Source organism: Burkholderia sp. AU31624, from assembly GCF_020420065.1.
GTDB lineage: Bacteria > Pseudomonadota > Gammaproteobacteria > Burkholderiales > Burkholderiaceae > Burkholderia.
The window spans coordinates 190,748-210,926 of record NZ_JAIZRT010000001.1 but is presented as its reverse complement, the minus strand read 5'-3'; the positions used below and the strand labels follow the sequence as shown (position 1 = coordinate 210,926).

The window sequence follows — 20,179 nt, the reverse complement described above, 5'->3', positions numbered from 1 at the left end:
AAGGAAAGCGCAGGCGAGGTCAGTTCAAGGCGGGCCGCGCTTTCCTGCCGCGTCAGGCCGCGTTCGGCTCGACGTTCTGCCGGGTCGCGGCGCCGCGCAGCGGCGGCAACGGCTCGACCTTGCCGACGATGAACAGGTACGACAGCGCGCCGACCACGCACAACGCACCGGCCACCGCGAGCGGCACGACGAACGAGCCCTTCGTGATCGACAGCATCACGCCCGTGAACGTCGTGATGAAGATCCCCGCGAGATTGCCGGCGAAGTTCTGGATGCCGCCGAGCGATGCGACATGCGCGGGCGTCGGCGCGACTTCGCCGACGAGCGTCCACACGTTGGCGCCTGCAAACGACAGGCTCGCATACGCGAGAGCGAACAAACCGAGGCAGGCCCACACGTTCTCGACGAAGGCCGACAGCGCGATCGACGAAGACAGCAGCATGCCGAGCACGAGGCAGGTCTTGCGCGCGGCGGTCGCGCTCCAGCCGCGGCGGAACAGGCTGTCCGACACATAGCCGCCGAGCCAGCCGCCGGGAATCGCGAGCAGCGCGGGCAGCATGCCCCACGTGCCGAGCGACGCGAGCGAGAAGCCGCGCGACTGCAGCAGGTAGCTCGGGAACCACGTGATGAAGAAGTAGATCGCGAAGTTCAGGCAGAACAGCCCGATCATCATGCCCCACACGGTGCGGTAGCGGAACAGGTCGAGCCACGACACCTTCGGGCCATCGGTTGCGGCCGCAACGGTCGGGGCGCCGCGCTGCGCGAGCAGGGCATCGACGGCGTCGGGCGCGATCGCGCGATAGCGTTCCGGGTCGCGATAGACGAACCACCACGCCAGCGCCCAGACGATGCCGATGCCGCCCGTGATCACGAACGACCCGCGCCAGCCGACGATCGAGATCAGCCACGCGACGAGCGGCAGCGACAGCGCGGAGCCGACGCGCGAGCCGCTGTCGAAGATGCTGCTCGCGAGTCCGCGTTCGCTGCGCGGAAACCAGTTGAACGCGACCTTCGCGAACGACGGGATCGCGGCCGCTTCGCCGACGCCGAGCATCAGCCGCACGCCGACGAGCTGCGCGAGGCCGCGCGCGGCGCCCGTCGCGACGGTGAACACCGACCACCAGCCGACCGCGAGCGCGAGGCTCACGCGCACGCCGACCTTGTCGATGAACCAGCCGGCCGGCAGTTGCAGGAACGCGTAGGTCCAGAAGAATGCGCTCAGCACGAGCCCCATGCCGACCGCGTCGAGGCCGAGGTCGGCACGGATGCTGGGCGCCGCGATCGCAAGGTTCGCGCGGTCGATGAAGTTGATGACGTTGGCGAGGAAGCACATGAGGATCATGGCCCATCGGATGCGTGGCATGCGGTGTCTCCGCGCGGAATATCGTGACGGGCCGCCGGCGATCCGCAGCGCCGGCGGCCTCGATGGGCGGGTTAGCGCGTGGCGTGCGACGGCGTGCGGTCGAACTTCGCGAGCGCTTCCCACAGGCCGTTCAGATAGACCGCGCCGAGCGCGCGGTCGTAGAGGCCGTAGCCGGGCTTGCCCGTCTCGCCCCAGATCATGCGGCCGTGGTCGGGGCGCGCGTAGCCGGTGAAGCCGGTGTCGTGGTACGCCTTCACGATCGCGGCGATGTCGAGCGAGCCGCAGCTCGACAGGTGGGCGGTTTCCTCGAAATCGCCGTTCGCGTCGACCTTCACGTTGCGAATGTGCGCGAAGTGGATGCGGCCCATCGCGCCGAATTCGCGCACGAGCGCCTCGACATCGTTCTGCGGGCCCGCGCCGAGCGAGCCCGAGCACAGCGTCAGCCCGTTCGCGGGGGTGTCGACGATGCGCACGATCCGCGCGAGATCGTCGCGGTTCTTCACGATGCGCGGCAGCCCGAAGATCGGGCGCGGCGGATCGTCGGGGTGGATCGCCATCTTCACGCCGGCTTCCTCGGCGACGGGGATGATCGCCTTCAGGAAGTATTCGAGGTTCGCCCACAGCGCGGCTTCGTCGACGTCGCGATACTCGGCGAGCAGCGCCTTCAACTGTTCGGGCCGGTAGCTCGAATCCCAGCCCGGCAGCGCGATGCCGTCGTCCGGATCGATCCGCTCGACCGCGGCGGTGCTGAACGCGAGGCAGGTCGAGCCGTCGTCGAGCGTCTTCGACAGCTCGGTGCGCGTCCAGTCGAACACGGGCATGAAGTTGTAGCAGATCACGCGCACGCCGGCCGCGCCGAGATGGCGAATCGTCTGACGGTAGTGGTCGATCAGGCGGTCGCGGCCCGGCTTGCCGAGCTTGATGTCCTCGTGTACCGGCACCGACTCGACGACTTCGAACTGCAGGCCGGCGCGCTCGATCGTCGCCTTCAGCGCGTCGATCTTGTGCGCGGGCCAGACTGCGCCCACCGGTTCGTCGTAGATCGCGGACACGATATGCGTGACGCCCGGGATCTGGCGGATGTATTGCAGCGAGACCGGATCGGACTCGCCGTACCAACGGAAAGACATCTTCACTGGAGCGGCTCCTGACGGGCGGTTGAGGCATCGGACGGACGGGCGGCAGCGTGGCGGCCCCGTCTCCGGTGTGCGGATTATGATTGGTATGCCAGTTTCGCGGGATAGTGGTTTACCAGTTGTCGAGATGAAATCGGAGCGTCAGCGCATCACCGGAAAGGCACGCGTCGCACCGGCCACCACGCCGAATCGGAGGCGGCCCGTAATTGGTGTACCATTTTGGCGATCCGGCGCCGCGACGGCGCCGGCCAGCCTGTTGCGAGCCTTTCGATGACCGATCTTTCCAGCCTGCCCGCCAGCCGCGATACCGATGCCGCGGATCGCTCCTATATCGGCCTTGCGCGGCAGATTCACGCGATGGTGGCCGCCGGTGCGTTCGAGGCCGGCGCGCGGCTGCCGTCCGAGCGCAGCCTGGCCGACCAGTTCGGCGTGAGCCGAACGCAGGTGCGCGAGGCGATCATCGCGCTCGAGGTGCAGGGGATCGTCGAGGTGCGAATCGGTTCGGGCATCTACGTATCGGCGGCCGACGCCGCGCGGCCGGTGACGTTCGAGGTGCCGCGCGGCCCGGGGCCGATCGAGACGCTGCGCGCACGCGGGCTGATCGAGGCGGAAGTCGCGGCGCTCGCGGCGACTGAACGCAAGGATGCGGATCTCGACCGGCTGTTTTTCTCGCTGACGACGATGCGCGAGCAGATGGACGACAAGGTCGCGTACGACGCGGCCGATCGCCAGTTCCACCTGCGTATCGCGGAATCGACCGGCAACACGGTGCTGCTGCACATGGTCACCGCGATGTGGGACTGCGCGCGCAGCGATCCGCTGTGGGACAAGATCGAGGAGCATTTTCACTCGACCGCGCTGCGTGAGGCGTCGCAGGAAGATCACCAGCGGATCTTCGCGGCGATCATGGCGCGCGACGCAACGGCGGCACGCGACGCGATGCGTGCACACCTGTCGCGCGTGATCGCGGAATTCACGCAGGCGTGGCGCTGACGCGCGTTCCGTCAGAGGAAAGAGGCCGGCGTCACGTTACCGTCATACGGCGGTGAGCAACGGCGCCCGCGCTCCCGTTGTACGGCTTCTTCCGATTGCACGACCACAGGTTTTATGGTCTTGTTGCGGGATATCGCATCGACTCGAAAAAGGACAGTCGAATGCAGCCGGGCGATTCACACGGGGTCCTATTCATCAGGGGAATCGGCGCGCGTACGCGCGTACGGTTCGCCGTGCGCCGGCTGCTCATCATTTTGACGGCGGGCTTACTTGCCTCCGTGCTTCCCCCAGCGTTCGCCGCCTCTCCCGAAACCGTCAACGACACCGTGCTGCGTGTGCTCGCATGGCCCGGCTATGCGGACGACGATGTCGTCAGTGCGTTCGAGGCGCAATTTCACGCGCGCGTCGAAGTGACGTTCGTCGACTCCGACGAAGCACTGTGGACGCGCATGCACAGCGCGGCGCCGCCGCCGTACGACGTACTGGCCGCGAATACGGCCGAGATCCAGCGCTATGCGCACGAACGCCTGCTCGCGCCGATCGACTTGTCGCGCATCCCGAACCGGCGGCGGCAGTTGCCGAACTTCCAGCAACTCGCGGCGATCGACGGGCTCGTTGAAGCGGGCGCCCCGTATGCGATTCCGTTCACGTATTCGTCGATGGGGCTGATCTACGACCGCAAGCAGGTGCCGGCCGCGCCGCGCTCGATGCGGGAGATGTGGAATCCGCGCTATCGCGGCAAGGTGCTCGACTTCAACAGCGCGCAGCACAATTTTTCGTTCACGGCGCTGGCGCTCGGCTATCGCGATCCGTTTCGCCTGTCGCCCGCGCAGACGCTCGCCGTCGCGCACAAGCTGATCGACCTGCGCCGCAACCTGCTGACGTACTACACGCTTCCTGAAGAGGCGACCGCGTTGTTCGTCCAGCATCGTGCGGCGCTGATGTTCGGCAACTACGGCACGCAACAGGTCGAACTGCTGCGACGGGCCGGCGCGGACGTCGGCTACGTGATCCCGGATGAAGGCGCGCTCGCGTGGCTCGACTGCTGGGCTGTCACGCGCGGCGCGCAACATCCGGCGCTCGCGTTCGCGTGGATCAATTACATGCTCGAACCGGCGATCGGCGCGCTGCTGACCGAACGCCAGGGCCTCGCGAACACGCTCGCGTCGCCGCCGGGACTCGACACCGGACACCAGCATCTCGTCTGGCTCCAGCCCGTCGAGGACATCGCGCGGCGCGAATCGCTGTGGAGCCGCATCGTGTCGGGCGACCGGCCGGAGCGTTTCGGAAAATGATCCGGCTCGGGCTCACGTCGAAACTGTCGGTGCTGTTCGCCTGCATCGGCGTGATCGCGTCCGGCACGACCGGCTATTACGCGTATCGCGCGAACCGCACGATGCTCGTGCAGGAAGCGCAGCACAGCCTGCTGATGTCGACGCAACTGCTCGGGCAGCGCTTCACCACGGCGCTGTCCGACGTCTCGGACGATGCGCTCGTGCTCGCACAGTTGCCGTCGTGTGCGCGGGTCTCCGGCGGCGACAACCGGGATGGCGCGCCACGTGCGCGGCTCGAGCAGGTGTTCTACAGCTTCATGAGAAATCACCCGGAGTACCTGCAGATCCGCCTGATCGCGCGCGGGGATTTCGGCCTCGAACGCATCCGTGTCGATCGCGATGCGAACGGCATCGTCGTCCTGCCGGACCGTGCGTTGCAGGAGAAAGGACAGTTTTCCTACGTATTCGATACGCTGGCCACGGCGCCCGGTCATATCTACCTGTCGCCGATCGTGATCAACCACGAGACGGGCGCGCACGCGGCCGAAGGGCTGCCGATCCTGCGCGTGGGTACGCCGGTCGTCGACGCGTCGGGCCAGACGGTGGGGGCGCTCGTCGTCGACGTCGAGCTGTCGCGCGTGTTCGACCGGCTCGAGCGCGATCTGCCGGAAGACTACACGGTGTACCTCGCGAACGAGTGGGGCGATTTCCTCGTGCATCCCGATCCGACGCAGACGTTCGGCTTCGATCGCGGCCGGCGCGTGCTGATGCAGGACCGCTTCGCCGTCACGCGTGCGCTGTTCGACAGCGCACGCACAAACGTGACCCTCGATGGCCTGGCCGACCCCACCGCGGCGCCGGGCCAGATGTTCGCGTTCGTGCGCACGCCGTTCGGGCACGACGAGGGCAACCGCTTCGTCGTGCTCGGGATGGGGCGCCCGCTGGCGGACGTGTTGTCGCCGGCGGGCATGCTCGGCGAGCGGATCGTCCGGATGGTGCTGGTGTCGAGCCTGATGGCGGTGATCCTCGCGATCCTGTTCGCGCGTGCGATCACGCGGCCGCTGCAAACGCTCGCACGCGCCGCGACGCACGTGTTCGACGATCCGGCCACCGAGCAGTTGCCGGTCGGGCGTGCCGACGAGATCGGCGTGCTCGCGCGCTGTTTCGACAGCATGCGCGTCGAGATCCGCACGCAGGTCGCGATGTTGCGCGCGAAGCAGCTGGAACTCACGCACCTCGCCGGACACGATGCGCTGACCGAACTGCCGAATCGCCTGCTGTTCATGGAGCATCTCGATGCCGCGATCCGGCGGGCAGCCGCGCTGCACGAAGGGCTGGCCGTGATGTTCGTCGACCTCGACCGCTTCAAGCAGATCAACGACCAGCACGGCCACTCGGCCGGCGACCGCACGCTCGTCGCGGTCGCCAAGCGGTTGAGCCTCGTGCTGCGTGGCGGCGACATGGTCGCGCGGCTCGGCGGCGACGAATTCATCGTGCTGATTACCGACGTGCGCTCACCGGCGGTGATCGGCGACGTCGCGTCGCGCATCCAGCGCGTGATGGACGAGGAGCTGGAGTTCGGCGACCGGCGCGTGGCCGTCGGCGCGAGTATCGGCGTCAGCGAGTTTCCGGCTGACGGCGCGTCGGCCGAGGAACTGCTCGTCAAGGCCGATGCGGCGATGTACGCGGCGAAGGCGTCCGCGCAGCGCGCGTTCGTGCGCTATCAGGAACTGGTCGGCAACGGGCGTGGCGCCGGCAGCGGGACGGACGAAGCGGCCGGCCGGGTCGCGTCGGGCGGCGGCCGGTGACGGCCGCTCGCGGGGCCGCGCGTTGCACCCGCCACGAGCCCGTCGCAAGACGGGCTCGTGGCGGGTTCGGACTGCGCGCGAACGCGCGCAGCGGCAGGCTTGCTTAGTGGCCGAAGTAGACCGAGTCGCGCGGGTTTTGCGCCTTGACGACCGGAGCGCCACCCTGGACGGTCGCGGCCGGTTGCGCACCGTAGCCGCTGTTGTCGGCACCTTGCACGCGGGCTTGCGCGGCCTGGATGTCGGCCGGGTAATACGGGCTCGACTGGCTCGGCTTGTAGCCGGCGCTTTCGAGCTGGACGAGTTCATTGCGCACTTGAGCGCGGGTCACGGTGCTTTGGGCGAAGGCGCCGAACGAGGCGGACAGGGCGGCAGCGGCAACGACTGCGGAAACGAGCGATTTCATGATGACCTCCGATGTTCTTGGCTTTCCGCGTTCGACACCATGTCGTAAGCGGTTGATTACATCGTAGGCGCCGGTTGACCTAGGGTAAACGTGAGTTTTGGCGAAAGATCGTTGCAGCCGGGGCAATAATTTCGAGATAAATGCCTTCCGTCCCTAATCGATGTTGCCGGATTTGCAAGGGAAAGGGCGGCGGATGCGCGCGCACGCGCGGACGGGCGCGCGGCGGCGAAGGCGCGGGCGGAGAGGGGGGCGAACTGCGACGCTGCCGGATCGATCAGACGTCGTCGTCGATTTCCTTGCGTTCCCGGCGTTCCTCGTTGCCGCGGCGCGCGCGCAGGCGCTGGCGCGACAGCACGGCGATCACCTGCTGGGTCGGCGCGCCGGACGGCAGTTCGTTGCGGATGCGATCGGGCACCATGGGCAGGCCCGCGCGCTGCCGGCGCAGCGCCTTGGCGATTGCCCGGCGGCATTCGTCACCGTGGCAATCCCATTCATCGCGGATTCTCTGGCAATAACGGCATTGTTCCATCGGGACAGTCTAACGCGTCTTCGCGAGCGGGGCTGAACGCTTGCCCGGCTGCGTCACGGGTTGGCTGCGGCGCCGGCGAGCGCATTCGCATGCAACTGGAAGCGTCGGTGCTCTTCCGGCGGCACGAGCGAGCCGCCGGTCGCCCAGATGACGTGCGTCGACCGGCGCAGGTCGATCGCGTGGCGACGCACGTAGTCGCGGCCGGCCGGGGACGCCGTCAGCCAGCCGGGGCCACTGACGGCGGCAGCGGCCGACGGTTCGAGTTCCACGCCCGTCGCGCGCTGAACCGCGAGCAACTGCGCGTAGAGCTGCGCGTCGCTGACTGTGAACACGCCGGACAGCAGCGACGCCATTAGCGGGCTGACGAGGTGCGATGCCTGTGCGACGGCCAGGCCGTCGGCTTCGGTCCGGTTGTCGAGCCCCACGTCGTAGACGGACACGGGCTTGCCCGGGCCGGCGGCCAGCTGGACCAGCATGCACGGCGACGCGACGGGTTCGGCAAAGAAGCAATGCACGTGCTCGCCGAACAGCGCCTTGAGGCCATACGCGATGCCGCCCGGTGCGCCGCCGACACCACATGGGATATGGACGAAGAGCGGATGCTGCGCGTCCACGCGGCGGCCCGCGTCGGCGAGCTGCGCGGCGAGATGCCGGGCGCTGGCCGCGTAGCCGAGGAACAGCATCAGCGAGCCTTCGTCGTCGACGAAGTGGCTGCGCGGCTGATCGCGTGCCTGCGCGCGTCCGGCGGCGACGGCTTGCGCATAGTCGCCGTCATGTTCGATCACGCGAACGCCGCGCTTTCTCAGACGTGCCTTTTTCCATGGCTTCGCGTCGGTCGACATGTGGACGACCGATTCGAACCCCAGCGCGGCGGCCATCACGCCGATGCTCAGGCCGAGATTGCCGGTGCTGCCGACGATGACGGTGTGCGCGGCAAACCGTTCGCGTGCGGCGGCCGATGCGAGGATCCGCCGGTCGCCCGCGGGGTCGAGCAATCCGTGTTCGATCGCGATCGACTCCGCGAGCGCGAGCACTTCATGAAAGCCGCCGCGCGCCTTGATCGAACCGGCGATCGGCAACGCGTCGTCACGCTTGATGAACCAGGCGCCGTGTGTGTCTGCCGGGAGCGCCAGCCTGCGCGGCAGGTCGTCTGCCGGCATCAGCGGCGATTCGATTTTGCCCGCGCTTGCCGCGAGTTCGGGAAACAGCGCGGCCATCAGCGGTTCGCAGCGCGCCAGCCGCGCTTCGGCCATTGCAATGGCGCCGAGCCCCGGCGCGTCGTGCGGCAACGGGCTGCCGGCATGGGGATTCAGCCACAGTAGCGGGTGACGGGATTGCAGTCTGGCTAATAGATCGGCGGGCTGGAGCGTGAGGGTCATGGATCGGTCTTGTGCTGGACATACGACAGGTATGGCCGGAATGCTACGATCCGGGACGCCTGCGCGAAAGCGCCGATTTCTAATGAATCCATTAGCCTGACTGATATCTATGCGACTCGACGGTTCGATCCTGGGTGCGTTGCTCTGCTTTGAAACCGCCGGCCGGTTGCTGAGCTTCACGAAGACGGCCCAGGCGTTCAACCTGACGCAAAGCGCCGTGAGCCAGCAGATCCGGAACCTCGAGGACCGGCTCGGCTATCCGCTGTTCGTGCGCCAGGCGCGCGGACTGAAGCTGACCGAGAAGGGCGCAATTCTGCTCGGGACGATGTCGAGCGCGTTCGTCGACATCAACCGCACGCTTCAGGCGCTCGGCATGCCGGATGCCCCGCTACAGGTCAGCTGCCTGCCGTCGCTCGCGCTGCAGTGGCTGATGCCGCGCCTGTCCGAATTTCACCGGCAACAGCCGAACGTGCCGGTGCGCGTGAAGGCCGAGTTTCAGGTGCTGGATCGCCAGGCCATGGAGACCGACGACATCGATGTCGCGGTGCGCTACGACCCGGTGCAATACGATCGGCTGCATGCCGAGGCCATCCTCGACGAAATCCTGTTTCCGGTCGCCACGCCGGCATATCTGGCGCAGCATCCGGCTTTTGCCCGCGGCGAATCGCTGGATGGCGTCGTCCTGCTGCACGACGCTGCGCCGTGGGGCGGCGCGCCCGAGTTCGTGGAGTGGCGCACGTGGCTCGACGAAGTCCGTCCGGCGTGGACGGCGCATCTTGACGGCCCGCAGTTCAACTTCTCCAGCCTGGCGATCACGGCCGCGCTGAACCATCAGGGTGTCGCGATGGGGCGCGGCGCGCTCGTGCATGACGAGATCGCGAGCGGGCGGCTCGTGGATGTCTTTGGCCGGCACGTGCGTGCGCCGGCGCGCTACGTGCTGTTGTCACGCCATCCCGACGATCCGCGTACCGAGGCGTTTTCGAATTGGCTCAAGGCCGAATGCACGCACTTCGACGCCGCGCGTTCACATCTGCTTTCGAGCGGACGCGGGTAGCCGACGCTGTCGGGCAGATGGATCGGAATGCGAAGTAGTCGCGTGAAGAATACGGATGGCTTGCGCGTGGACGGGCGGCCACGCGTTACTTGAGTTGCCAGATGCCCCAGACGGCGATCAACAGGCCAAGGCCGAGTCCGCAGCCGAGCAATACGTAGGTTTCCATGTCATGCCTCTGAAAGCGTGGCAGCGCCGATGCGGGCATCCGCGAGCGAGCAGCCAGGTCGGTGACGTATCGTTCGGCCCGTCGGGCGGGGCGATACGCCGGGTCCGCGAATACTACGCTTCGCAGCTTTCAGAACGCATGCGCGATCGATGGCTTTGCGCCATCTGTCAGTTCTTGCCCGTGTGCGCGTGGTTCATCTGCGTAACGTGCGAGCCACCATGCCGGAACACGCCCGATTTCCAGATCATCTGCGATGCCGCGACGAGCACGAACAGCAGCACGACCATCCGGAAGCGCTTCGGCGACATCTTGTCCCGCAGCGGGCGAACGAGCCACATGCCGGCAATCGCCGGCAGGCTCGCCGCCGCCGAGATCGCGAGGTCGGCGCCGCTCGCGTGCGCGGCGCCGCTGAACGTCGTGATCAGCGTGACGATCGACACCACGAGGATGATCGCGATCTGCTTCGTGAAGACGCGCCCGGTCGCGCCGGACGAAATCAGGTAGGTGGCGAGCAGCGGGCCGGGAACCGACGCAATGCTCTCCATCAGCGCCGCACCGAAGCCGAGCGCGAAACCGACGGGCTTCCGCCATGCTTCCGGCAGGTTGAGCTTCGGCGCGGCGAGCATCAGCGCCGCGGCCACGATCAACAGCGCGCCGGACGCCGCCTGCGCGTGCCCCGGATTGAGCGACAGCAGGATCGCCACGCCGACGATATTGCCGATGACGGTGCCCGCGATCGGCGCGGCGATCTTGCGTGCCGTCGCCAGCAACTGGCCGCCTTCCAGCGCCTGCGGGATGTTGCCGAGGATGATCGGCATCGACAGCAGCAGCACCGCATGCCGGATCGGCAGGAACTGGCTGAGTATCGGCATCGCGATCAGCGGCACGCCGATGCCCGTGATCCCCTTGGCCATGCCGCCCAGCAATAGCGCGATGGCGATGCCGGCCAGCTCGAACGTGCTGAGCCCCTGCAGGCTGGAGACCAGCACCCCTTCAGTCAGATTGAAATGCATCATGGATTGGCATGTCGCGGCATATCCGGCAGCGAGCGCTGTCGATGGCGCCCGCGGCGGTCGCGTGTGTCTGGCACGCATGTGTTCTGGATTGGCTCGAACCGGAAGTCGATCGCCTGGCGCCGCGCCGTTGTGCGGCCGGGGCCGCAGGCAATCGACAGGCGGTTCGACGGTGCATCTTACCCGAGCGTTGCGAAGGGCAGTCGGCACTGGCCGTGGCGCGTCATGGGGCGCGTCGACGTGATCATTTTCGCGGTTCAATATAATTCATGATGGTTTGTCATTTCATGTGCCGGATTCATAACTTCGAACAAGGAGGCGTCGATGACACTGGCCCAGTTGCAGGCACTGGCGGCCGTGGTCGAACTCGGCTCGCTCACGGCTGCGGCCGACCGGTTGAGCCGCAGTCAGTCCGCGATCAGTCATGCATTGACCGAGCTGGAAGACCTCACGGAGGTCAAGCTGCTGTGGCGCGACCGGCAGCCGGTCGTCCTGACGGCGGCGGGCGAACGCCTGTGGCCGTACGTGCAGAACGTGGTGCGGGAAGCGCAGCTGCTGCGCCAGCAGTTCAGCCTGTCGCGCGGCAAGCTCGAAGGGAAGCTGGTGGTCGCGTCGTTGCCGAGCGTGTCGCTGGCGTTCGTCGTGCCCGCGCTCGAGGCGTTGAAGGACATGCACCAGGGCGTGTCGGCGGTGCTGCTCGAAGGCACGGACAGCGAGGTCGAAGGGTGGATCGACGACGGTACGGCCGACGTCGGCGTGGTGGCCGGCACGAAGACGTTCGCACACAATCTGCCGCTGCTCGACGAGAATTTTGTCGCGGTGGCGGCCGACGGCATGTTCGCCGGCCGCAAGCGCGTGTCGGCCAAGCAGTTGTCCAAGGCGCCGTTCATCTTCTCGAAGGCAGGGTGCGGGCCGGTGATCGCGGATTACTTCGCGCGCGGCGGGGTGCCGCTGCGGGCCGCGTTCAACGTGGTCGAGATGCGCACCATTCTGTCGATGGCCGAGGCCGGCATGGGCGTGTCGATCGTGCCGCGCATCACGCTCACGTACACGCCGTTCGGCGGCCGCGTACTGGAGTTGTCGCCGAGGCTGCATCGCTCGGTGCGGTTGTCGTGGAATACGGCCGGCAACGCGATCGCAGACGAGTTCGTGCGGCTCGTCGACGCGCAACGCGCGAAGGCGGCGAAGGCGGTCGACACGCGCGCGAGAAAGGCCAGGTAACGAGCGGCTTCAGCGATGAACCGCGCTCATGGGCGACTTGAAGTTTATTCAAGCCGATGACAGTCGAGATGCAATACAGTGTTCGAACTCGCCCCTGACCGCTTCGTCCCGAAGGAGATTGCCGTGCCGGCCTTGCCCACCTTGCTTGCTTTCGGACTCGTGTCGCTCGGCATGGTGCTGACGCCCGGGCCGAACATGATCTACCTGGTGTCGCGCTCGATCTGCCAGGGCCGCCGTGCCGGGCTGGTGTCGCTCGGCGGCGTCGCGCTGGGGTTCGTGTTCTACATGGTGTGCGCGGCGCTCGGCATCACCGCGCTGGTGATGGCCGTGCCGTATGCGTACGACGCGCTGCGTTTCGCCGGTGCGCTTTATCTGGCGTACCTGGCTTGGCAGGCGTTGAAGCCGGGCGGTCGCTCGGCATTCCAGGTCAGGCAGTTGCCGCACGACAGCCGGGCCAGGCTGTTCACGATGGGCTTCGTCACGAACCTCGCGAATCCGAAGATCGCGGTGATGTATCTGTCGCTTCTGCCGCAGTTCATTTCGCCGGGGCACGGCAGCGTGCTCGCGCAATCACTGGCGCTCGGCTGCGTGCAGATCGCCGTGAGTGTCAGCGTGAATGCACTGATTGCCTGCATGGCAGGCGGCATCGCGGGCTTTCTGGCGGGGCGGCCGGTCTGGGCGTCGGTCCAGCGCTGGCTGATGGGTACGGTGCTGGCCGGGCTGGCCGTGCGTATCGCACTGGCGTCGCGCTAGCCCGAATGGTTGGCGGTATGCAGGGCCACCGGAGGGCTTTCAAGCGGCATCGCAACGCAAGCGTCCGGCATCGTCAACCCTGGCAGTTGCCCTGCGCTTCGTTGCCGACCCGGACGGGCACGGCTTGTTCACGACGCCGGCTGCGCGTCGCGAGCCAGCACAGGATCGACCCGCCGCATACCATCGATGCACCTTGCCAGAATTCGATCGACAGCGGCGCATGCAGCAGCGTCGCGGCGAGCAGGGCGGCGAGCACCGGGGTGAAGTACGACGCGCCGACGATGACCGTCACGTTGCCGTGCATGATGCCGGTGTTCCAGGCCGCATAGCCGAACCCCAGCGCGGAGGCTGCCAGCACGATGTAGACGACCGCATGCAGGCTGAACGTCATGCCGCCGCCGCCTTCGATCGCGAACTTGATCCAGAGCGCCAGCGCCACCAGCATGAAGAACGGCGTGACGCCGTTCTTGCCGTCGGCGAGGCGCGCCGTCACCGTGCAATAGCCGGCCCAGATCAGCGCGCCGACGAACGCGAGGCCGTAGCTCAGCGGATTGTCCGCGACGTTGTGCAGCATGCCGGCCGGGTCGAGGCCCCGGTCGCCGCCCAGCACCCGGCAGATCCCGAGCATCGACAGCAGGACGCCGGGCACGACCAGCAGGTTGGCACGCTGCTTGTTGAACACGATCGCCGCGACCAGCGTGAAGCTCGGCCACAGATAATTGACCATCGCGACTTCGATCGCCTGCTGGCCGTTGCTGGCATAGCCGATCGACAGCGCCAGGCACAGCTCGTACGCGACGAACAGCAGCCCGCCCCAGAGCAGATACTTTTTCGGGAACTTGCTGAGATCGGGGAAGCCGATCGTGAACAGCAGCAGCGCGGATGCCACCGTATAGATCATCGCGGCGCCGCCGGTCGCGCCGAGGCTTTCGCTCACGCCACGAACGAGCGCGACCACGGAGGCCCACAACAACACCGCGCCGAGCCCGGCGAGCGTGGCCTTGTTCTTGCGCTTCATGCTTCCTGCCTGTTTCAACATTCAAATTCGATTTCAGGTGATTCGGGTCCGCCTGCATGCACCGCGCGCGCATTCGGCATGCGGGACGGCCATTGCCGGCGAAAACGCGTAGTTTAACGGGGAGACGGAGAACGGGCAGCGGCGTCGGCGGTGATCCGCCCGGCGCTTGGGGCTGATCATCCGGGAGTACGGGCATCACGCGGCTACCGGTCACGCGTCGTCGATGCGCCAGGCCGCGCCGCTTGCCGACAACGCGCGGCCAATCGAGTCGAGCATCGCGTCCCGCGTCGGCCCGAGCGTCGTGACCGGGGAGAAACCGTCTTCGTCGGTTGACAGGGAGATCAGCGGCCAGCCGCCGGCGTCGCCGCGGACTTCAAGTGTCGTCGGTTGGAATCGATTCGACGGCGTGATGCGCTTGCCGCAACGCATTCGCGATGGCATCGAATGCGTCGGCCGACGGCGTCGTGTGGATGCGGTATTCGAAACACATCTTCATGGGCCGGTGGGCGAGGCGGGCAGTCTGGCGCGTGCCAAGCCGCCACCCGCCCTGACTGCACCGCATCAGGCGCCCGCCGCAACGGGCGCCCGCCCGATCACCGCTCGTTGCGCTTCTTGCTCAGCTCGATCGTCTCGAACAGTTCGTAATCGGCGGTCGGGTGCTGGTCGGCGCCCGGCGCGTGGTAGTAGCGCATCGTGATCGTCGTGTGCCCGCCCGGCTTGCCCGGGTCGTGGTCGAACACCGCGATCCCGTAACCGGTGCCCGTATCGCGGCGTGCGGACCAGATCGCATCCTCGAGCGCATCGGCCGGCGCGCGCACGAACGTATTCGGCGTCGTGCCCGGCACCGGCCGGTTCGGCTTCGTGAACACCTTCGCCCGCGCAAAGCCGGTGGCCGGGTTCTCGCCGTACACGTCGAGCGGCGCGCTGGTGCCGCCGCCGCCGAGGATCAGGTGGATCGTGCCGTGGCTCGTGTCGAACGTCGTGCGGTCCGGGTCGTTCGAGCCGACCGGACGCGGCTGCAGCGTCTCGACGACTTCGCCGGTCGTCGCATCGACACCCGCGCGGTGATTGCAGCCGCGCACCGGGTAGCTGCGCTCGTAGTCGTGATCGTGGCCGCACAGCACGAGGTCGACGCCGTAGCGATCGAACAGCGGCAGCCATGCTTCGCGAATGCCCTTGTCGGAACCATTGCCCGTCTTCGACGAGCTGAGCGCGTCCTGGTGCATCTGCACGACGATCCAGTCGATGTCGTCGTCATGCGCGGCATGACGCAGCGTGTGTTCGAGCCAGCGTGTCTGCTCGCCATTGCTGTAGCCGCGCACGTAGAACGACGTGCCCGGTTCGATCGGCGGGTGGCCGGTGCTCGCGGCCGGCACGAGCGGCGTGGGGCCGCCGACGAACGCGGCGGCGTCCTGGTACACGACATCGTCCGCATCGAGCGAGACGAACAGCACCGAGCTCACGCGGAAGCTGTACCAGCGGCCCGGGAAGCGCGTGCCATTCTCCGGCAGCGTATAGCGCGCGAGATACGAGTCGAGCCCCTGCGGGCCGTTGTTGAACTCGATCTCGTGATTGCCCGGGCACGGCATCCACGGACGATTCGCGGCCGACGTCTGGTTGTTGTTGCCGAAATCGCGCCACACCTCGGGCTGGTGCGCGGGGTTCAGGTTCGCGTAGCAGAGGTCGCCGTTCAGCAGGTGGAACAGCGGCTGGAACTGCTCGACGGCCTGCACCGCGAAGCGGCTCTGCGGCGAGGACAGCACCCACGCGCCGTTCGGCGTCGCGAGATCGCCGTAGCTCGTGAAGCGGAACGGTGCGCGGCCGCGCGGCGCGGTCGAGAAATGCGCGGAGAACGGCTGCGCGGCGTTGCTGTCGTTGTCGGCCGTGATCTCGTAGCGGTAGCGCGTGTTCGGCTTCAGCCCGTGCACGCGTGCGTGGTACGCGAATACCGTCTCGCCGTTCAGGCCGTCGGTGTACAGGCGCTGGACGCCGTGCACGGTGCGCGCCGGCTCGCCGTCGGCGACGATGCGCGCACGCGGATTGACGGCCGACGCGAGCGAGGCCCACGAGATCACGACTTCCGACGTCGGGTCGTTGCCCCACGTCAGGTGCACCTGTTCGGGCGTGCCGTCCGGGTTCGATGCGGCGGCCCGGGCGGCCGTGAGGCCACCGGCGGCGGTGGCCAGGCCGGATACGCCGGCGAGTTTCAGGAAGCCGCGACGCGACACGGACGCGGCCGGCTCGTTCGGCTGGATCGGGGAGTTGTCCTGGTTCGACATGGTCGGTGTTTTCGTGGGTGGAGACGCGAGATGTGGAACCGCCTGGCCGAGCGCGGGCGCGGCCAGTGCGTGAGCCGGAAACGAGCGGGATCCCGGTGCGAGACATTGTCGAAGGGCAGTTTTGCCGGGTTGTGACAGCAGGGCAACCTCGCATACGCGTGAGCTCAGGCCACGAACTCGTGGATCGCGGCATCCGGCCAGCGCCGACGCGCGCCAGGTTCGACCGAAATTTATTTGCAGACTCCGCGACGGATTCCGTTCGCCCGCGCCGTTTAACGCATGAACGGCCGCTTCCGGTCGATACCCGCTACTTCGGAGTCTTGCATGAAGCTTTCCATTCCATTGCGGTTCGCCGCGGCATGCGTGGCCGCGCTGGCCGCGTCGGCCGCCTTCGCGCAGGCCGTCATCGTCGCGCCTTACGCGCCGCCGGCGCCTCGCGTCGAAGTGATGCCGGCGCCGCGCGCGGGCTACGTGTGGGACCAGGGCCACTGGCACTGGCGGCAGGGCCGCTACGTGTGGATTCCGGGCCACTGGCAAGTGGTGCGCGTCGGCTATCACTGGGTGCCGGGCCACTGGGCTGCGCGCGGCCCGGCCTGGCGCTGGGTGCCGGGTCACTGGGCCTGATGCGCATGCCGCCGCTTGGCACGCGGTGCCGGCGCGGTGGCGCCTTCCCGTAACGTCATGAGGCGCAGCCATGCCTTTTCGAACCGTGGTGATACTCGCGGCCGCAGTTGTCGTGCTGGCCGGCTGTGTCGTGGTGCCGGCGCGTCCGGCCTATTACCGGCCCGCGCCGGTCGTCGTATATTGAGCACGCCGGCCGCCGCGCGCGCAAACGGGCGGCCGGCGCCCGATCGCCATGCAGCCTGAAACGGATGCCGATGAAACGGACCTTGCCGAGGCCGTGCGCGATGCGCGCGGCGATCCCGAACCGCCACTGGGGCGGGGCCGGGTAATGGCGCGGCGCATGCAAGGAGAGCACGACGATGAGCTTGAGTCTGCCGGCGGGCGCGTCAACGATCGCGCCGCGGCCCAGACGCGCGATGCGCTGGAGCGCCCCGCGTTGAGCGACGGCGATCCGGACGCGTCCCTGGTCGCACGGGTCGGCGCGCGCGACGCGTCGGCCGTGCGCATGCTCGTCGCGCGCAAGCTGCCGCGACTGCTCGCACTCGCGACGCGCATGCTCGGCGACCGCACGGAAGCCGAGGACGTCGCACAGGAGACGTTCTTGCGGATCTGGAAACAGGCGCCGGGCTGGCGCGAAGGCGAGGCACGGTTCGACACGTGGCTGCATCGCGTCGTGCTGAATCTGTGCTACGACCGCTTGCGCGGCCGCCGCGAGGAACCGGTCGACGTGTTGCCCGACGTGCCCGATCCGCAACCGGAGCCGGCCACCCGTGCGGAGACCCGCTCGCGCGACGCGCGCGTGCGGCAGGCGCTCGCGGCGTTGCCGGCGCGGCAGCGCGAAGCGCTCGTGCTCCAGTACTATCAGGATATGTCGAACGTGGAGGCGGCCCACCTGATGGGCATTACCGTCGACGCGCTGGAAAGCCTGCTTGCACGTGCGCGGCGAAACTTGCGCGCGCAACTGGCGGGCGACTCACCGAGCGAGGACATCCGATGACACCCGAACGATTTCGCACCATCGTCGCCGCGTACGGCTCGGATGCGCGGCGCTGGCCGGACGGCGAGCGCGCGGCCGCCGAGGCATGGGCGCGCGCGCATCCGGGCGACGCATTGGCCGCGCTGGACGATGCCGCCGAACTCGATGCGTGGCTCGCCAACGATACGGTCGCACCGCCCGCACCGGCGCTCGTCGAGCGCATCGTCGCGACGGCGCCCGCCCCGCGGCGCGCGCGGCGGCGGGGCGCCGTGTGGTGGTCGGGCGCGGCATTCGCGGGCGTGGGTCTGGCCGGCGCGCTCGCGGGTGCGGTGGCCGTGTCGATGCTGATGCTCGGCGGCGTGCCGCCTGCGCATGAGCCGGGCTATCTGACTACGACGTTCGGTGGGCCGAGCGTCGACTGGAGCGATGAATGACTGAACGTGGCTGGAAATTCATCCTCGTCGGGTCGGTCGTGCTGAACGTGTTCATGCTCGGCGCGATCGGCGGCGGTGCGTATCAGTGGTTTTCGACGCATCGCGACCTGCGGGCCGCGGGCGCACCGGCGTCGCACACCGCATTGCGTTTCGCCGCGGACGAATTGCCGGATGCGCGCCAGCAGGAATTCGTTGCGGCGCTGAAGGCGGCGCGCAAGGACGGCCGCGATTTCGCGCGGGAAGGGCGCGACGACCGGATCACCGTGCTGGATCTGCTGGCCGCGCCGCAACTCGATCGCACGGCGATCGACGCGGCGCTCGAGCGCACGCGTGCGGCCGATACGGCGCTGCGTGCGCAGGTCGAGCGCAGCGTCGTCGATTTCGCGGCGACGCTGACGCCGGACGAGCGCGCGAAGTTCGTCGACGGGTTGCGGCGCAGCGGGAACTGGCGGCTGCCGCCGAAGTGGCAGAAGAAGCAGGGCGACGCGGCGAGCAAGTAAGCCAACGCCGCACGGGCAACGTGCGGCGGCGTGCGTTTTCAGGGATGCGCAACGCGTACGCGCGCGAAAGGTTGGTCGGCAATGCTCTCACGCCGGGCTTCGGCGAAGGATCGCAAGCGGCCACCGCGACTTCGCTACGCGGCACGCACGTTCAGCGTGCCAGCATCCACGCGGAGATCGCGTCGATCACACCGCTCTCCAGGCCATTGAAGCCGTGATAGGCAAAGGCTTCGCACGGATCGCCCTGGGACGTGCCGCCCGACACGATCATCAGCTCGGCCTTCGAAGACTGCTCCAGCTTCTTCAGCAGCGTATCCGTTTCGGACACCGGACAATGTTTGCACCCGTCATTCTGGTGGTGAACGATGAGAACCGGAATCGTGAGACTGGCAAGGTTCATGTCCGTGACCGCGGTCCCGCCTCGCTCTTCGCGGAGGATCGTGGACGTCAGTACGAGACCGTCGGGCCCGCCGCCGCCGGCCAGCGCAACCGCAATGGCGGCGGCGGACTGGGTGCCGCGGCTCGTCCCGACCAGCCAGACCGGTACATGGAGTTGCTCCTTCAACCACGCAATCACGGCGCGTGCGTCGTCGGCGTGTTCCTTCGACAGCCGAAAGCCGTTGAGGTAGGGCGCGGATTGCCGGTCGCTCGGTGCATCGATGACCGCGACGGCGATGCCGTCATTCACGAACAGCTGCCGGGTGCGGACGAGAAAGTTGCCTGCGCCCCATCCGAACCGGCCGGACGGTTCCAGTTGCAGCCCGCCGTGCCCGCCGGCATAGAGAATGGCCGCGGCCTTCGGCGCGTCCGGCGCGATGAAGAGAAACCGCTGAGTCACGCCGGGGCGCGTCGGGATGTCGACGACCTTGGGCGGATTCTGCGCATGGGCCGGATAGCCGTGCAGCGTCAGCGCGACGGCAAGCAGCCACGCACGGGTCCAGCGCGAGCGCGCACGCATCGCACCGACGCAACGAAACCGCGCACGCAAGCTGACGGAAAAAGTGGGCATCGTAGTGGTCGCTGGGTCGGGACGGCAAAACGCCGTGACGCGGGGGCGATACCTTCCATTGAGTCTAGGCGGCTTTGCGGGAACGGCAAGCATCGGGGTGGGGCGGCCGGCGAGCCCTCCGGTGAGATCGAGGCCAGTCAGGCAAGTGAAAGCCCGCCAACCGAATGTCGAAACAGGCCCGTCCTTCGCAGGGATGCGGGGTCCCGATACGGCCGCTGAGCGACCCACCGATTCGCTGCATGCGTCA

General features: G+C 67.8%; 20 protein-coding genes. 10 read left to right on the top strand and 10 right to left on the bottom strand.

The window, feature by feature from the left end:
• Positions 1-52 precede the first annotated feature (52 nt).
• Positions 53-1,363 (bottom strand): MFS transporter, encoded by a 1,311-nt coding sequence (locus LGM89_RS01125; protein WP_089496801.1) that lies wholly within the window; start codon positions 1,361-1,363, stop codon positions 53-55.
• A gap of 71 nt (positions 1,364-1,434) precedes the next feature.
• Positions 1,435-2,499 carry a mannonate dehydratase gene (gene uxuA, locus LGM89_RS01120; protein WP_226272042.1) on the bottom strand — a complete coding sequence of 355 codons (1,065 nt, stop codon included), beginning with the start codon at positions 2,497-2,499 and terminating at the stop codon, positions 1,435-1,437.
• 270 nt (positions 2,500-2,769) lie between these two features.
• Here uxuA and LGM89_RS01115 point away from each other — a divergent pair, with 270 nt between their 5' ends.
• The 3 genes from LGM89_RS01115 to LGM89_RS01105 all read left to right on the top strand — a co-directional run bounded on the left by LGM89_RS01115 (position 2,770) and on the right by LGM89_RS01105 (position 6,574).
• Complete coding sequence (locus tag LGM89_RS01115) at positions 2,770-3,492, top strand: FadR/GntR family transcriptional regulator (RefSeq protein ID WP_089429080.1); 723 nt, start codon at positions 2,770-2,772, stop codon at positions 3,490-3,492.
• Positions 3,493-3,653: 161 nt separating this feature from the next.
• Positions 3,654-4,787: an ABC transporter substrate-binding protein gene (locus tag LGM89_RS01110; RefSeq protein WP_226272041.1), complete on the top strand. Its 1,134-nt coding sequence runs from the start codon at positions 3,654-3,656 to the stop codon at positions 4,785-4,787.
• Positions 4,784-6,574 carry a sensor domain-containing diguanylate cyclase gene (locus tag LGM89_RS01105; protein ID WP_226272040.1) on the top strand — a complete coding sequence of 597 codons (1,791 nt, stop codon included), beginning with the start codon at positions 4,784-4,786 and terminating at the stop codon, positions 6,572-6,574. Before LGM89_RS01110 ends, LGM89_RS01105 begins: the two co-directional genes overlap by 4 nt.
• 103 nt (positions 6,575-6,677) lie before the next feature.
• Here the strand turns inward: LGM89_RS01105 and LGM89_RS01100 are convergent, their stop codons facing one another.
• The 3 genes from LGM89_RS01100 to LGM89_RS01090 all read right to left on the bottom strand — a co-directional run bounded on the left by LGM89_RS01100 (position 6,678) and on the right by LGM89_RS01090 (position 8,918).
• Positions 6,678-6,977: a DUF4148 domain-containing protein gene (locus tag LGM89_RS01100; RefSeq protein ID WP_226272039.1), complete on the bottom strand. Its 300-nt coding sequence runs from the start codon at positions 6,975-6,977 to the stop codon at positions 6,678-6,680.
• A gap of 274 nt (positions 6,978-7,251) precedes the next feature.
• Positions 7,252-7,506 (bottom strand): hypothetical protein, encoded by a 255-nt coding sequence (locus LGM89_RS01095; protein ID WP_027791787.1) that lies wholly within the window; start codon positions 7,504-7,506, stop codon positions 7,252-7,254.
• 53 nt (positions 7,507-7,559) lie between these two features.
• Positions 7,560-8,918, bottom strand: a complete 1,359-nt coding sequence (locus LGM89_RS01090) for a D-serine ammonia-lyase (RefSeq protein WP_413227458.1) — start codon at positions 8,916-8,918, stop codon at positions 7,560-7,562.
• 70 nt (positions 8,919-8,988) lie between these two features.
• Here LGM89_RS01090 and LGM89_RS01085 point away from each other — a divergent pair, with 70 nt between their 5' ends.
• Entirely contained in the window at positions 8,989-9,939 is a 951-nt protein-coding gene (locus LGM89_RS01085; RefSeq protein WP_226272464.1) for a LysR substrate-binding domain-containing protein, read from the top strand.
• Positions 9,940-10,272: 333 nt separating this feature from the next.
• Here LGM89_RS01085 and LGM89_RS01080 read toward each other — a convergent pair whose 3' ends face one another.
• Positions 10,273-11,121, bottom strand: coding sequence for a sulfite exporter TauE/SafE family protein (locus LGM89_RS01080; RefSeq protein WP_226272037.1), 849 nt, complete (start codon positions 11,119-11,121; stop codon positions 10,273-10,275).
• A 321-nt stretch (positions 11,122-11,442) separates the two neighbouring features.
• On the opposite strand from LGM89_RS01080, the gene LGM89_RS01075 reads away from it, so the two are divergent.
• Together LGM89_RS01075 and LGM89_RS01070 are read left to right on the top strand one after the other, a co-directional pair.
• Positions 11,443-12,339 carry a LysR family transcriptional regulator gene (locus LGM89_RS01075; protein WP_226272036.1) on the top strand — a complete coding sequence of 299 codons (897 nt, stop codon included), beginning with the start codon at positions 11,443-11,445 and terminating at the stop codon, positions 12,337-12,339.
• A gap of 123 nt (positions 12,340-12,462) precedes the next feature.
• A complete protein-coding gene (locus tag LGM89_RS01070; protein ID WP_226203249.1) occupies positions 12,463-13,092 on the top strand; it encodes a LysE family translocator in 630 nt (209 codons plus the stop codon).
• Positions 13,093-13,165: 73 nt separating this feature from the next.
• Here the strand turns inward: LGM89_RS01070 and yddG are convergent, their stop codons facing one another.
• The 3 genes from yddG to LGM89_RS01055 all read right to left on the bottom strand — a co-directional run bounded on the left by yddG (position 13,166) and on the right by LGM89_RS01055 (position 16,389).
• Entirely contained in the window at positions 13,166-14,110 is a 945-nt protein-coding gene (gene yddG, locus LGM89_RS01065) for an aromatic amino acid DMT transporter YddG (RefSeq protein WP_226272035.1), read from the bottom strand.
• Positions 14,111-14,320: 210 nt separating this feature from the next.
• Positions 14,321-14,551 carry a hypothetical protein gene (locus LGM89_RS01060; protein WP_226272034.1) on the bottom strand — a complete coding sequence of 77 codons (231 nt, stop codon included), beginning with the start codon at positions 14,549-14,551 and terminating at the stop codon, positions 14,321-14,323.
• Between the two features lie 152 nt (positions 14,552-14,703).
• Positions 14,704-16,389, bottom strand: coding sequence for a purple acid phosphatase family protein (locus tag LGM89_RS01055; protein ID WP_226272033.1), 1,686 nt, complete (start codon positions 16,387-16,389; stop codon positions 14,704-14,706).
• Positions 16,390-16,713: 324 nt separating this feature from the next.
• Between LGM89_RS01055 and LGM89_RS01050 the strand changes: the two genes are divergently transcribed.
• From LGM89_RS01050 to LGM89_RS01035, 4 genes are all read left to right on the top strand, one after another.
• A complete protein-coding gene (locus tag LGM89_RS01050; protein WP_089427339.1) occupies positions 16,714-17,013 on the top strand; it encodes a YXWGXW repeat-containing protein in 300 nt (99 codons plus the stop codon).
• A gap of 232 nt (positions 17,014-17,245) precedes the next feature.
• Positions 17,246-18,010: an RNA polymerase sigma factor gene (locus LGM89_RS01045; protein WP_226272032.1), complete on the top strand. Its 765-nt coding sequence runs from the start codon at positions 17,246-17,248 to the stop codon at positions 18,008-18,010.
• Positions 18,007-18,423 (top strand): hypothetical protein, encoded by a 417-nt coding sequence (locus tag LGM89_RS01040; RefSeq protein ID WP_226203025.1) that lies wholly within the window; start codon positions 18,007-18,009, stop codon positions 18,421-18,423. Before LGM89_RS01045 ends, LGM89_RS01040 begins: the two co-directional genes overlap by 4 nt.
• Entirely contained in the window at positions 18,420-18,923 is a 504-nt protein-coding gene (locus tag LGM89_RS01035; RefSeq protein ID WP_226272031.1) for a periplasmic heavy metal sensor, read from the top strand. The genes LGM89_RS01040 and LGM89_RS01035 overlap by 4 nt, the downstream gene beginning before the upstream one ends.
• Before the next feature lie 151 nt (positions 18,924-19,074).
• Here the strand turns inward: LGM89_RS01035 and LGM89_RS01030 are convergent, their stop codons facing one another.
• Positions 19,075-19,932, bottom strand: coding sequence for an alpha/beta hydrolase (locus tag LGM89_RS01030; RefSeq protein ID WP_226272030.1), 858 nt, complete (start codon positions 19,930-19,932; stop codon positions 19,075-19,077).
• Positions 19,933-20,179 lie beyond the last annotated feature (247 nt).

What these genes read in the sequence shown, in the direction of transcription:
- LGM89_RS01050 (WP_089427339.1), top strand. Translation starts at nt 16,714, where the DNA reads ATGAAGCTTTCCATTCCATTGCGGTTCGCCGCGGCATGCGTGGCCGCG.
- LGM89_RS01035 (WP_226272031.1), top strand. Translation starts at nt 18,420, where the DNA reads ATGACTGAACGTGGCTGGAAATTCATCCTCGTCGGGTCGGTCGTGCTG.
- LGM89_RS01100 (WP_226272039.1), bottom strand. Translation starts at nt 6,977, where the DNA reads ATGAAATCGCTCGTTTCCGCAGTCGTTGCCGCTGCCGCCCTGTCCGCC.
- LGM89_RS01095 (WP_027791787.1), bottom strand. Translation starts at nt 7,506, where the DNA reads ATGGAACAATGCCGTTATTGCCAGAGAATCCGCGATGAATGGGATTGC.
- LGM89_RS01110 (WP_226272041.1), top strand. Translation starts at nt 3,654, where the DNA reads ATGCAGCCGGGCGATTCACACGGGGTCCTATTCATCAGGGGAATCGGC.
- LGM89_RS01060 (WP_226272034.1), bottom strand. Translation starts at nt 14,551, where the DNA reads ATGCCATCGCGAATGCGTTGCGGCAAGCGCATCACGCCGTCGAATCGA.
- LGM89_RS01125 (WP_089496801.1), bottom strand. Translation starts at nt 1,363, where the DNA reads ATGCCACGCATCCGATGGGCCATGATCCTCATGTGCTTCCTCGCCAAC.
- LGM89_RS01040 (WP_226203025.1), top strand. Translation starts at nt 18,007, where the DNA reads ATGACACCCGAACGATTTCGCACCATCGTCGCCGCGTACGGCTCGGAT.
- LGM89_RS01080 (WP_226272037.1), bottom strand. Translation starts at nt 11,121, where the DNA reads ATGATGCATTTCAATCTGACTGAAGGGGTGCTGGTCTCCAGCCTGCAG.
- LGM89_RS01030 (WP_226272030.1), bottom strand. Translation starts at nt 19,932, where the DNA reads ATGCCCACTTTTTCCGTCAGCTTGCGTGCGCGGTTTCGTTGCGTCGGT.
- yddG (WP_226272035.1), bottom strand. Translation starts at nt 14,110, where the DNA reads ATGAAGCGCAAGAACAAGGCCACGCTCGCCGGGCTCGGCGCGGTGTTG.
- LGM89_RS01115 (WP_089429080.1), top strand. Translation starts at nt 2,770, where the DNA reads ATGACCGATCTTTCCAGCCTGCCCGCCAGCCGCGATACCGATGCCGCG.
- LGM89_RS01045 (WP_226272032.1), top strand. Translation starts at nt 17,246, where the DNA reads ATGCAGCCTGAAACGGATGCCGATGAAACGGACCTTGCCGAGGCCGTG.
- LGM89_RS01055 (WP_226272033.1), bottom strand. Translation starts at nt 16,389, where the DNA reads ATGTCGAACCAGGACAACTCCCCGATCCAGCCGAACGAGCCGGCCGCG.
- LGM89_RS01075 (WP_226272036.1), top strand. Translation starts at nt 11,443, where the DNA reads ATGACACTGGCCCAGTTGCAGGCACTGGCGGCCGTGGTCGAACTCGGC.
- LGM89_RS01105 (WP_226272040.1), top strand. Translation starts at nt 4,784, where the DNA reads ATGATCCGGCTCGGGCTCACGTCGAAACTGTCGGTGCTGTTCGCCTGC.